This is a genomic window from candidate division WOR-3 bacterium (assembly GCA_026418155.1).
GTDB lineage: Bacteria > Hydrothermota > Tepidihabitantia > Tepidihabitantales > CAIPLT01 > JAOABV01.
The window spans coordinates 1-13,482 of the sequence record JAOABV010000043.1 but is presented as its reverse complement, the minus strand read 5'-3'; the positions used below and the strand labels follow the sequence as shown (position 1 = coordinate 13,482).

General features: G+C 37.8%; 6 protein-coding genes. 3 read left to right on the top strand and 3 right to left on the bottom strand.

What is annotated here, in order from left to right:
- Nucleotides 1-577 precede the first annotated feature (577 nt).
- From N2201_05635 to N2201_05625, 3 genes are all read left to right on the top strand, one after another.
- Entirely contained in the window at nt 578-856 is a 279-nt protein-coding gene (locus N2201_05635; GenBank protein ID MCX7785691.1) for a TMEM165/GDT1 family protein, read from the top strand.
- Between the two features lie 141 nt (nt 857-997).
- Nucleotides 998-2,236 (top strand): tRNA pseudouridine(13) synthase TruD, encoded by a 1,239-nt coding sequence (gene truD / locus N2201_05630; protein MCX7785690.1) that lies wholly within the window; start codon nt 998-1,000, stop codon nt 2,234-2,236.
- A 2-nt stretch (nt 2,237-2,238) separates the two neighbouring features.
- A complete protein-coding gene (locus N2201_05625) occupies nt 2,239-4,980 on the top strand; it encodes a hypothetical protein (protein MCX7785689.1) in 2,742 nt (913 codons plus the stop codon).
- Between the two features lie 59 nt (nt 4,981-5,039).
- Here N2201_05625 and N2201_05620 read toward each other — a convergent pair whose 3' ends face one another.
- From N2201_05620 to N2201_05610, 3 genes are all read right to left on the bottom strand, one after another.
- Nucleotides 5,040-6,053, bottom strand: a complete 1,014-nt coding sequence (locus N2201_05620) for an efflux RND transporter periplasmic adaptor subunit (protein MCX7785688.1) — start codon at nt 6,051-6,053, stop codon at nt 5,040-5,042.
- Nucleotides 6,054-6,186: 133 nt separating this feature from the next.
- Nucleotides 6,187-7,599 (bottom strand): TolC family protein, encoded by a 1,413-nt coding sequence (locus tag N2201_05615; protein MCX7785687.1) that lies wholly within the window; start codon nt 7,597-7,599, stop codon nt 6,187-6,189.
- Nucleotide 7,600: 1 nt separating this feature from the next.
- Nucleotides 7,601-13,360: a hypothetical protein gene (locus tag N2201_05610; protein MCX7785686.1), complete on the bottom strand. Its 5,760-nt coding sequence runs from the start codon at nt 13,358-13,360 to the stop codon at nt 7,601-7,603.
- Between the last annotated feature and the right edge of the window lie 122 nt (nt 13,361-13,482).

Genomic DNA, 13,482 nt, shown 5'->3' with positions numbered 1-13,482 from the left:
GTCCCATACATTCTTGAGGTTCCCAAACTTGTTGCTCTTTTGCACCAAATAAACCGCCTAAACACCCTGGAGGTTTTGTAACTTGAATCCAAGAAAATGGACATTTTGCCATTTTAACTCCTTTCTGAGCTGAATTTGCTCTGTATTAAAATACTAAAAAGTATTTGTGTTTTTTATTGTTACATCACCGCCTTTCTGTTAAATTGTAAAAGTCCTTATCATTTTTCATTATGGGATTATAGTATTGATATAGAATTATGTCAAATAGTTTTTAATATTGGTAGCAGATTGATATGAATAGTTTCTGTCTTATTGAATTTATTTAAGTTCTGCTTTTAAGAGATGGAGGTTCAAATAATTGAATGTGTCATTATAAATAATTTCTTGATTTTCTTTTAGTTTTCACTATGATTTATAATAAATTTTCTGACCGCAATGGACTTCAATGTTATTGTAATTATAAATAAGACACAGGATTAGATGATGCCCGATGTTGCCTTTGATTTAATAGATAAAAATCCGTTTCAGATGACCGATGCGGTGTTTAATTTAATAAATATCTTTGGAGGAAAGCATAATGGACTTTAAACTTTTTGCGATGACTTTTGTCTCGGTATTTTTAGCCGAACTCGGTGACAAGACGCAATTAGCCACTGTCGGTTTTGCGGCTTCAGGTAAATCACCTTGGATTGTTTTTTTAGGTTCTGCCTGTGCTTTAATCTTATCATCCTTGTTAGGTGTTATTGTCGGTGCTGGACTACAGAAAATCTTACCCGTTAGAATCATTCATATTATCTCGGGCTTACTTTTTATTGGTATCGGAATTTTATTGATTATTAGAAATACTCGGTTATAATCAAAACCTCTGCCAAAATTGATTACAGCGAGGTTTATTGATACCGATGATAATATTATCGCTATCCTCGCTTTTACTATTGCGGGAATTATCTTATATTTAGTGCAACTTTTCAAGCGCTCATAATCCAATCAGATTAAAATGAAGATTAAATGCTTGCCTGATGACTTTTATGTTGAAGAAAAAGTCAACATATCTTTTAATCAATCTGGTCCTTATGCAATTTATAAACTGGAAAAGAAATTTTGGGATACTTTTGATTTACTGGATTATTTATCCCGGAAATATAGATTAAAAGATATTGGTCGGGCTGGCATCAAAGACCGTTACAGTCATTCCATTCAATTTATTTCAATTAAAAACTTGGAAAAATTAGATATTGCCGAAAAGAATTTTAAGTTATCTTTTGTGGGCACATCACCTGAACCGATTACTATCAATTCTTTATTGGGCAATGCTTTTCAGATAACAATACGAGACCTTAATCAAAAAGAGATTGAATATATCAACCAAAATCTAAAAGTAATTAAGACTTATGGTTTTCCTAATTATTATGATGAGCAGAGGATGGGTTCGGGTCGAGCCCAAAAAGGGTTTATTGCCCAGAAATTGATTTTCCAACATTATAATGGTGCCCTGAAACTCTATTTGGCAACACCATCAAAATTTGATGATAGTAAAACCCGAAGACTTAAAAAATATCTTTTAGAAAACTGGGGCAATTGGCAAAAGTGCCTCAAGGCGCCTTATGATTTAGGTCAATTCCGATATCCTTTACACTATCTTCAAGAACATCCCAAAGATTTTAAGGGTGCAATTAAGACTATTAGACGGGACTTATTGGAAATGTTTATTAATGCTTATCAGGCATATCTGTGGAATGAGACCTTAAAAAAATTAATCCAAAATCGGAAGATAAAATATTTTTCAGTAAAATATCGTTTTGGCGAACTATATTTTTATGAGAAACTTTCTTCTGCGGAATTTAATTATCTAAGGGATTTAGTAGTTCCGGCGCCAAGTTATAAATTAACCTTGGCAGATTTTAATAACTTCTCCAACTCGGCAATCCCAACTGAAAAACATAAATCAAAGTCTCACTATGCCGAAATAAAATCCGCAATGGAACAAGTGCTTTCAGAAGAATCAAGAGAAATTAATCAAAATATCTCATTAAAAGACCTAAAAATCCATTTGGGTATCAAAGGACTATTTTTTAAGCCGTATGAACGAAAAGCCATTGTCTTACCAAAAAATATAACAATAACTGAACCAATGAATGATGATTTATATCCGAAGAAATACAAACAAACTGTGTCGTTCTTTCTGCCTAAGGGAAGTTATGCAACAATTTTAATCAAAAGAATTACGAGTATCTAATAATGTCTTATCTAATCTTCGTGAGTTTAGCAATAAGTCAATTCTTGCCCCTGCCCAAACTTGACCCAAAACTAAAATGGTATACTTTGGAAACTGACCACTTCTCAATACATTTCGCATCACAATCTCATAATGATGATGCCGAAGCACTGGCAAAAAAAGTTGCCTGGTATTGTGAAGATGTGCATAAACGATTATCCCTTTTTATGCGTTGGAAGCCAAAAGGTAAGACTAATGTTGTCCTCAGTGATTTTTACGATTATGTTTCAGGCTGGGCAACACCATTTCCTAATAATCTGATATTTTTAAGTCCAACTTTTCCTAAAGATATGTTAGTTAATTATAATGATTGGTTAGAATATCTCATTACCCACGAATATGCTCACATTCTGCATATGGATATGGCTTTGGGCTTACCGAGATTATTAAGAAAGATATTTGGTAGAATCGTACTGCCTAATGTCGCAATGCCCTTGTTTTTTCACGAGGGATTCTCTGTATTTAATGAAACTAAATTTACCGGTAAAGGTAGATGTCAGAGCACTTATCATAAGATGCAACTGAGAACTGCGGTCTTAGAGAAAAACTTATTTCCGGTTGATAAATGTGTCACTTATGAATTGGCACAATTTCCTGGTGGCGAAACACCTTATCTTTATGGTGGTGAATTTTATGCCTATTTAGCCCAAAGATATGGTAAAGAGAAATTAGTCGATTATTCTCGTAAGCATAGTAGCGGACTACCACTTTTTATTAATATCCGGGCAAAACAAGTTTTTGGCAAAAGTATCTATGCTTTATGGCGAGATTGGCAGAAAGAAATAATTAATGAATATCAAACCGAAATCGAATCAATCCTTCAAAACCCGCTAACACCTTCAACTAAATTAACAAATGAAGGATTCTATCTTGACTCACCGGTCTTTTCTCGAGATGGCAATGAAATCTATTATCTTTCTCAAAACAGTCACGAGTTTCCTGCAATAAAAGTATTAGACTTAACGGAAAATAAGACTAAGACTTTACTTAAGAAGATAATTAGTTCACCTTTGAACATTTCCCAGGATGGCACAAAACTTATCTTTAGTATCCGAGAAGTCTATAAAAACTATTATATCTATGATGACATTTGTCTTTATGATTTGACCACGAAAAAACTCAAGCGAATCACCAATGGCTTAAGAGCATCAGACCCAGACCTTTCACTTGAGGGCAATAAAATAATCTTTGTTGGCAATGAACTTGGTCAGACCAATTTATTTCTAATGGATTTAGAAAATCAAGAGAAGATTCCTTTGACTCATAGTGATGGCAATATGCAATATGCCAACCCCCGATTTTCACCAGATGGCAAAAAAATTTGCGTTGCTATTTGGCAACAAGGTGGTTTTGAGGACCTTTATCTTTTTAATCTTGAGACCGGCTGGCTAACTCCGATTACTCAAGACCAAGCATTAGATATTCATCCTTGTTGGTCTTCAGATGGTGAATATCTGTTATTTAGTTCTGACCGTAATGGTGTCTTTAATATCTATGCTTATTATCTGAAACAAAGTAGAACTTATCAAATCACCAATGTGTTAACTGGCGCCTTCCGACCAACACTTTCACCTGATAACAAAAGACTGGCGTTTTTACTCTATTCGGCTAATGGTTATAATATTCATATAATGGATATTAATTTAGACTCAATAAGCCTGATTACTACCAATATTGCACCATTAGGTAGTTTAGAAAATGATATTCAGCCCGACACCATTCAAGCAACACTTTATTATTATAGTCCATTTCCTTCGGTCCTTCCCCAATTCTGGTTACCTATCGCCCAATATTATAATTCTTGGTCCATTGGAGCACTTACTTATGGTGCCGATGCTCTCTTACAACACAGTTATCTCATTCAAGGTTTTTACAACTTACAAGATAAGAAGCCAAGCATCTATCTTGATTATATCTTTGACCGTTATCAGCCAACCATCCAAATTAGTGGGTATTATGATAAAGGGAAAATTCACAGTCGATTAATCAACACCTTCCAATGGAGAAAAATTACTCAGTATCAAGATTTATCATTGAGTTATGCTCTTAATAAAGATGACTATCTGATGAGTGGTATGGGTATTTCGTATGGTTTTAGTAATGCTAAATATTATGCGTATTCAATTAGCCCAGAACAAGGAACAAATCTATCGTTGTCAGTTTATCACTATTCCCAACTTTTAGCCAGTGAATATAACTTGACCCAAATCGATATTCATACCAACAATTATTTGAACTTACCGTTTCGGCATCACATTCTGATGAGTTCATTACATTTTGGATTCTCATGGGGCGATACGATTGCACACAACTCTTATACTCTGGGACAATCAAATATTAGAGGTTATAAAGAAAATGAGATAAAGACTCAACATATTCTTAAAGCAACTTTGGAGTATCGTTTTCCATTATTCTGGCTCGAGCGCGGACTGGGAACTTTTCCTGTATTTTTTAAGAACATCTCAGGTAATATCTTTTATGATATTGGTAGTAAGTTTGAACATCATCGATTTAAGACTGATAGAACATTAATGACAATTGGTAGTGAATTGAACCTGCAAACTCTTTTCTTTTATGAGATACCGGTCAATTTCAAAATCGGCATTGCGACTGATTTTACCCGATTATCTGCCATCAACCAAGTATATTTTGAGATACTACCAACAATTCCAAGCCTTAATAATTACAAACTTTTAAACTTTTGAGCTTTTGCACATTTTAACTCTTGACATTTCAATCGTTTCATCAGGTAGTTTTATCAGGATTATTGGCTGATTTCAATTGGGATTACTTTCTCGCCATCAGAGATCCATTCTTTGCCGGTGGTGATGACTTTTTCACCAATCGCTAAGCCTGATTTTATCTCAACCAATTCATCGCCCATCAATCCGACTTTTATCTCACGAAATCGGGCAATATTATCTTTGTCTACAACCAAAACCTTAGTGTAGTTATTAGAAAAAAGCGCGGTTAAAGGCAAAGTAATCACATCCTTTTTCTGTTCTAAAAGAAGATTGACTCGGCACGCCATACCTGGAATTAAGCGTCTATTTTGATTGGGAATTGTAATTTCTATAGTCGCCGAACCTGACATTGGGTCAAGGATACTGGAAATATTGGTAACAGTGCCAGAAAAGATTTCATTGTCTAAGGTAGTAACCGATACTTGGGCTGTAGTTCCTTTCTTCACATACGGAAGGTCTTGGTCTGAGATTGGGGCTTTGACTTTAACCTGCTCAGTATAATTGGCAACTGTTGCTACTGGTATTTGTGGAGCTACGGATTGACCAATATCAACATAAACTTTACCCACAATACCTGCAATTGGCGAAAGCACTGGACCTGGTTTATAATCCATTCCTGGAATATCATTGAGAATATAAAGAACCGTGTCGCCTTCATTAACCATACTGCCTTCAGGTTTTACGATTTGGGTTACGCGACCGGCGATTTTCGGATAGATAGTTACTTGGGAAGAGCCGTAGATTGCACCATATAAAGTTACTGAACGGTTCACTGTGCCTATATTAACTGTGATTACTTCAACTGCTTGAATATTTTTTTTCTCTTGAGCGGTTCGTTGATTGCGACAACTAATTAAACTTATTGTAGCAAAGAGCATATAGCATATCGCATATAGTATTATCTTAATTGTTCGTCGGCTGTTTGTCGAATATTTTACTGAAGATAGATTGTATCTATGCTGAATAAAAACTTTTGAAATTTTTCTCATATTAGTTCGGCTATGCTGGATAAAAGTATTTAAGATTCTTCTCATATTGTATGGCTCCTTTGTTAACAAATGTAAACTCTAAGTTTCCTTCTGTAATCTATTTTTTGCATATCAGTTTTTCACCTATCAATGTCTACCAAGAATTAGTTTCCTTCTGTAATCTACTTTTAGCATATCATCAGTATCTGCCGATAGCGTTTAAGAGTTTTATTTGAGCAAGGATACAATTGGCAATTGCATTTAGCCGGTCAAATTTTGCTTGGGTTAAGGCAAGTTGGGTATCAATATATTCTAAATTAGTAATGAGTCCGTTCTGATATTTTTCTTCGGCTAAAGACAGTGCTTGTTCTGCGGTTTTAACATTTTCATCCTGATATGAGAGAATATTTTTCTCTTGTTGTAAATTAAAGTATAAACTCTTTATTTCTAACTGCACGGCATCTTTAAGCATATTCAGACCGAGTTCTATTTGGTTTAATTGGGATTTGGCTTGTTTGATTTTATAGAGATTAGCGCCGCCGGTAAAAATTGGCATCTGCACACCAATAGTCACATTATAATCTTTACCCCAATCGTTTTCCGTAAAACTATATGGTTTTTTGTAATCGTAATTAATTGCGGAAAAGAGAGAAGGTAGATTTGCGGTCTTTTGAATTTGATAGGTCTTTTTAAGAATCTTTAGGTTATTTTGCATAATTTTAATATCAACTCGTTCGGATAGTGCGGTTGATAGGGCTGAATCCAATTGAATCTCTTGCGGCACAAAACTAAAATCGTCTTTTAAGGCTAACGGCACTTCAGAAGAAAGTCCTAAGATTAGTCGTAATGCGTCATAACTTAGATTTTTGGCGTTTTCCATTCTGAGTAATTGGGAGCGGATATTGGTTAATTGGACTTTTGCTCGCAATAAGTCCAGTCTCCCCACCAGACCACTCTGATATAGTTTTTCAATTTGTTGAATATGTCTTGCCATCTGTTGGTAAGACTCATTAATGAGTTCAAGTCCTTTATCTGCCAGTAATGCTTGATAGAATGCTTCGGTTGTTTTCAATTTCAAATCCGATACGGTTTTGCGCAAATTCTCCTTTTCTATTTCCCAATTAAGTTCGGCAATCTTATAGGCGTTTAAGAGTTTACCCCAAGTAAATAGCGTTTGGCTCACTCGACCTTGAAGATTATAATTGTCCTTTTTAACCATCTCTAAAGTTTCCGTAACCGCACCAACAATAACTGGAATACTCTCCGTAATACCAATCAATTGTCCGGTTTGGGGATTATAAACCGGAAAGGGATACTTGCCATAAACAGGAACTGTCAAGGGAAAACCTTGACTTGAAGACAAACGGGTATAAGTGCCCGTGAGATTGATTTGGGGAAAGAAGTTTGCCAAGGCAATATTTTTATTTAGCGATTGGACCTTAACCTTTTCTTGAGCAATTTGAATCACCTTATTATTCTTTAGCGCCCGTTCAATTGCTGAATCCAAAGTCAGATGCAGAGTATCCGTCGCAAAAGTTAACTGCGAAAAAGCAAGAGCCATCAGCAAAAGACACAAAATAAAAGGCGTAGCCCGAAAAGCGAATAGTCTCATCTTAAAACTTAAACAAGACCCAGAAATTAACATCAACTGATTTTGTGCCACGATTTTGTAAAATATCTTGATAAGCCGAATAGCCGGTAGAAAGTCCGGATTCAACACTTTGGGAAATTCGAAACGAAGTGCCTAAATCAGTTCTAATATCACGGTCATTGCGCGTGCGGGTAGTGATACCTTGTATCGTGGTATTTTCTGTACCTGACTCGTTATACCGTAAATTCCAAGTAAAATTCAAATCTGATGATAACCGAACTCGGCGCAGAAATGGTAGCGGAATGCCTTTACTGGCAGATAGCGCATAACCGACCGACACTGTTGCGCTCCGTTGCTGGGTCTTTTGTTTTGACAGTTGGCCACCACTTAAGAACACCTGGTCTAAATTTTGCGTATAACTGGTTGCGATATTAGTAGTCAGCCGTCCTTTCCAAGTTGTCTGCCAACTAACTAACGGATTAAAACTTTGCGACTTACCAATACGCCTACCTTCCAGTCGTAACGAGTCCCGAAACATTGTGCCCGAACGCGTCAATTGCTGGCGATAACTACTGGATAATTCCGAACTCGTTGCCAGTCCTAATAACAATCGCTGAATTTCACTAACATTAACCGTCAAATCAGGCCAGGCAATAGTTTGATTAACACTCACATCTTGAACATAATAATTTCGACTCACGGTTTGATTATACCGGGGTGAAAGCGAAAACATCTTATACCGAAGACCCGTAGAAGCCGAAAAATCATTTGACCGCAGACGCGCCGTAGTCGCATACCGATACTGACTGGTATCTAACCTATTAACAAAACCAAAGCGGAAAAGCCACGGCGCCGATTTATTAACCGATTGAACCGCACTACTACCACTAATCGAATAATTCAAATCAATATCTTGAATTGCACTGGATAGAGAATTTACAAAACGATTCTCCGATAACCGACTTAAAAGATTAGATAGCGATAAATCCGTCGTCATATCAAAATCATAGCCCGCCGAAAAATTTCTTAAATCCGAATAACCTTGCGCAGTGCGAATCTTACCCTCCTCATATTCACCGGAATATTCCAATCTCGGTCTTAAAAACTCAACCAGTTCTAACTCATAAGAAAAATTCAGATTTTCATTACGATTGGTCTCAGTGCCCAACTTGACACGGCCAAATAAATTATCCGCATTAACCGAAGAAACTTTTAAGTCCCGCTCACCCGCATACGAATAACCAAAATTAAAATCCTCTACCATCTGCCAATCAACATCAACTTCCAAATTAGCGGTTCGCGCAGTATCAGTCCGCACTAAAGTCCAAAGCGAATCCTGCCCGGTAGCCGCATATCGACGACTCCATCGTTTACCTTGAGTTGAAGCAATATCCAGACCAACCCGAAATTGATTCGGAAAAAGACTAATCTCCATATCACCAAGCGTAAAACTTAAATCTGGCGAAATCTGATAATTAACACTACTAACCTGAGAAAAAGACGTATCCCGACTCAACACATTCTCATTGACCTGAGAACGCTGAGACCAGTTAAAACTCAAAGCATCCAGCGTCCAATTTAAGAACTTATTTCTCGATTGCGACTTAGAAATAGACATACTCAAGTCATTGCTGACACTTTGGGATTTTTCCAGGGCGGCTAAAGATTTAGTCAAACGGTTTAGGCGCTTCGACACATCAGGATATTTACTTGAGAACTTAGGCACGGCTCGATTATGCGACCTGCGAAAAACAAAAGGAAAACTCACACCCCATTTAGCCGGCAGAAACCGGTCCAGATTCACTCTACCCGAATAACTCAGCGAAGTCCCAAAACCACCGGTCTTTACACCACGACCTTCAGAAAACCGACGAAAATTCGGGTCCGAATAAGTAAAACCTACACTCACCGAGCCCAAATCCGAAAGCATCAAACTAAAATTAGAACTCAAACCATAACCAACTTCCCGATAAGGAGCAACCAGCCGAATATCATTGACCCAAATCGAACCTGAGATTCTATTTTGACTAATATTCTTAATACCCAGCGCGTGATATCTAATATCAGACAGAGCCGGCAAACCGAAAACCCGATACCGACCAATCATCGTATCCCGAGAAGACTTCAGAAACTTAACCAACACACACGAATCCAAATCAACAGACAACTCATACCAGCCATCTTTACCAGGCACAGCCGAAGCATGCGAAATTGGAATCTGATACTCATAAAAATTAAGCGAATCACCACCAAACCGAAAATAAAAGACCGGGTCATTAACATCATTATGCACATAAACCTTAATAGACTGATATTCCCGATAATCTTCCTTAGAAGGCAGATACTTTTCCACAATCGTCCAATGAGAAGGCAAAATACTATCATAAGCGATAGCCAAAGACGCCTCAAACTCCAATTGACCAGTAGTCAGGTCTCTTTTCAAAGAAAACGGCGAAGAATAATTAGGCACCGATTTACGACTGGCTTGCGAAACTGATACCTTTTCCAAAGAATCAATTAACGACAAACCACTTCCACGAACTTGGGCGTTTTGCCATTTTGAGCCGACAAAGGATAGGGTATAGATTTCTATAGTTGTCGTAGTATCAAATCCAGAAAACCAGATACGGAAATTTCGAATGTCTTCCCATTTCGGCAAGCCGTAGATAAGGGGCTTTATCTGAGATGAATCCATAAGCGGAATCCGTAATATCCGCCAGCCATTTACTAACGGACTAAAGTACGCACTATCCGCCAAATACACCGACCATTCAAAATAATCATTGCGACGACTGTATCCGTTACCATCAATGTCTTCTCTATCCAATCGGCGATTTCCTTCAGAACCGATAGGATTTGAGAATGCATCGTAATCATCATTGCCATCATCACCAGGAACAAGATTGGCATCTGCGCCTAAAATCGTATCCATGCCTGTATCTTCTGTAAAAGGAGCATCATCAAGTTTGCCGTTATTGTTTTTATCTTCAGAATCTTCAACTCCATTATAACCTGCGATGTTACCTGATTTTGTTCGTCGGGGTGCGTCTTCATCAATTTGTGTTGCAACACTAAAATGCAATCGGCCGCGATTATCTGACGAGCGCATAATTATCTCCAGATTTTCTACATCACGAAGATTAAGACCGGTTTGGGAAATACATGTCATCATTCCTGCCCAACTTGATTCTGGTTGCACTGCTGATGGTGTAAAGATTATTTTAAGATATTCTTCGTATTGCGAGCCTTCTTCTCCAATATTCGGACCAAAGATGGAATCTTTTCTGATGCGGGAACTGGGGTTATACCAGAATAGTCTTGACTTAGCAAAGGAACTTGTATCTTTTCCTTCGGGCACGGATGCGAATTGCCATAGCAATGCCCGATTTGAGATATCTTGCGTAATGGTGGTGCTTTCGAAATCGTCTAAATATGCCACGCCGCGGGTATTAGGATTAGGAACGGACATCGCGCCTTCGATGCCAAATGCCAATGATGTTGGAGTTTGTGCTCTTAATAAAGGCACTCGGTCCAGTAAAGATGTAATTAAATCTGTTTTATACCGATAAGACAAATCGCCTTCGGCAATCAACCGCTGAAATGGTTCGGCACCTAAAGAGATTTTTGATTCCGGCATACCCTCTTGACGATAGAAAAGACTTGTACCTATTTTCCATTCGGCATTTTCCGAAGCCTGGCTTTTGGTTTCGGCTCTGACACCAATTAAAGACTTTTGGGCTAAGGACCATATCGGCCGATATTCATAGTTGACTTTAACATTAGCATCTGGTGGTAGTGTTTTCTTGAATTTCAACTCGCCGGTCTGATAGTTAATCTCATAATCGATATCTCTGGTTTGCAGAACATCATTGACATAAACTTTTTCTGAGCCGGCTTCAATATCATACTGGCCTAAAGAAATTACCGATGTTCTTTTTGTTGAATATTTACAAACGATAAAATATCTTCGTCCTTCATTACCTGAGAGATAGTCTTTATAATATATCACGCTATCATCTCTTACTGAAAGACCTGTGTCGGCAAATGGTTTAAGTTTGGGAAAGATGATATATCCGCGAGGTCCATCAAAGTAGGGCCATTCGACGGTTCCATCGGCATCTGGGTCTAATCCTAAGATTTTAATAAATGTTTCTCCTTTTCTTGAACCGTGAGTTTCATATTCTGGGTCAGATGGTGTGCCTTGTTCGTAGCGCACGATTTTTATCTCGTTTAACTTCACATCTTTAGCACCAAGAGCATAAATGTTTCGCATTTCGAGATTCCAACATTGGGAGGCAGTATCTTGTCGGGTGCTTTTCAATAATCTTAAGACCAAGGAGTCCTGAGAAATTTTTCCGCCAATGGTATCTGTTCCTTGGATATAACTTACGCCTACCGCATAATTTATGGGTAAAGGTGATGTGAATTCAATGATATACTGCCAAGTATTACCTATTTGTTGTTCGTTAACTTGATAATCTTTACCTCTTGTTTTCAGGGCAAAGTCGCCACCAATCCGGTCATAGGGATAATTAGGCGCGCTATCAGGGTAATCAGGATAGATTGTGGCAATTGCCGGTTCGGCATTTTCTTGAAGATTATTTGCGCGATTACGGTCGTCAACATAAACTTTGAGGTTAGTAATCGGTATTTGGCTATTTTGTACAGGCAGAATATAAAATGTTCTTCGCAGAAATTCATAAGCAAAGATAGTATCTGTCATGATTCGCATTGAGCCACGAAATTCTTTAGTTTCTCCTTGTGATTCTTCTCGGGATGCCACGACATATAAATCAACATCACCGATTTTGCCTTTGCCGGTCATACCAAACAATCCTTTGGTTGCGGGCAAATCACCGGTATAAGCCGTGCCGGGTATAGCCAGACGGGTGTTACCAAATTCTAATGTTTGCACAATTTCGTCTTCGGTGCCGGTATAAGAGAGTTTTACAGTATTTTTACCTTCAAGTTGGCGTTCCGAATCATGGTCAATAAGCACTTTAGTGCGTTCGCCAACTGTGCCTTCTACTTGCACTCTCAAGGCTTGTTTCATCTCTAATTCCGGCAATAGTCGTCTCGGTTCAGTAGTCTGCGTATAGCCAGATGAAAAAGTTTGTCTGCCTCCAAAACTGATTCGGTCACTACCAGAAATATTAATCTTACTACCTTCACCAAACAGCGGTATTCGGGGTAAATTTATATCCGGGATTAAACCTGAACGGTCAAAGGGTAGATTGTCTGTTTGTTGTTGGGATTGAGATGTCTCACGAGTTTGTTGATATTCTTGAATTATTTTTTGGGTAATTTGGTATTGGAAATATTCCGGAAGCGGTAGAATCTTTTCAATGCCTAAATAGATTGAGTCTTGAGATGATACCACTAAATATTTTTCAAAAAAGACCATTCCGACTTCATAGTCGATTCGTTCATTGCGAATGATATGAGGGACTAAATATTTTTGTAATGCAGATGAGTCCTGTTGGGATAGGGTTGTGGTGGTATCAACGGAGATAATTGTGTCCGTTTGTGCCATAAGATGCGAAGTTATAAGAAATGGAGTTAACAAAATCCCGCACCACACAAAAGCGACCAAGGTGTAAACTATTTGTTCTCGGCGAATAGTGTGAGAGCGTAAATATTTTTGCACGACAGGTAAACAATACCGCATAATTGGAAAATCAAACTTTCGGCGAATAGTGTGAGAGCGTAAATATTTTTGCACGACCGATAAACAATACCGCATAATTGGAAAATCAAACTTTTGGCGAATAGTATTCAGCATATATTGAATGGTGAAGCGGGTCATTTTCGTCTTTGTTCAAATGTTGTATATAATGTTGGTATAAATACCAGTGTCAGGAATGTTGAAACGAGCATTCCTCCCATTACTGCTCTGCCTAATGG

Coding starts and splice junctions, on each gene's coding strand:
- N2201_05620 (MCX7785688.1), bottom strand. CDS start 6,053: ATGAGAAGAATCTTAAATACTTTTATCCAGCATAGCCGAACTAATATG.
- truD (MCX7785690.1), top strand. CDS start 998: ATGAAGATTAAATGCTTGCCTGATGACTTTTATGTTGAAGAAAAAGTC.
- N2201_05610 (MCX7785686.1), bottom strand. CDS start 13,360: ATGCTGAATACTATTCGCCAAAAGTTTGATTTTCCAATTATGCGGTAT.
- N2201_05635 (MCX7785691.1), top strand. CDS start 578: ATGGACTTTAAACTTTTTGCGATGACTTTTGTCTCGGTATTTTTAGCC.
- N2201_05625 (MCX7785689.1), top strand. CDS start 2,239: ATGTCTTATCTAATCTTCGTGAGTTTAGCAATAAGTCAATTCTTGCCC.
- N2201_05615 (MCX7785687.1), bottom strand. CDS start 7,599: ATGAGACTATTCGCTTTTCGGGCTACGCCTTTTATTTTGTGTCTTTTG.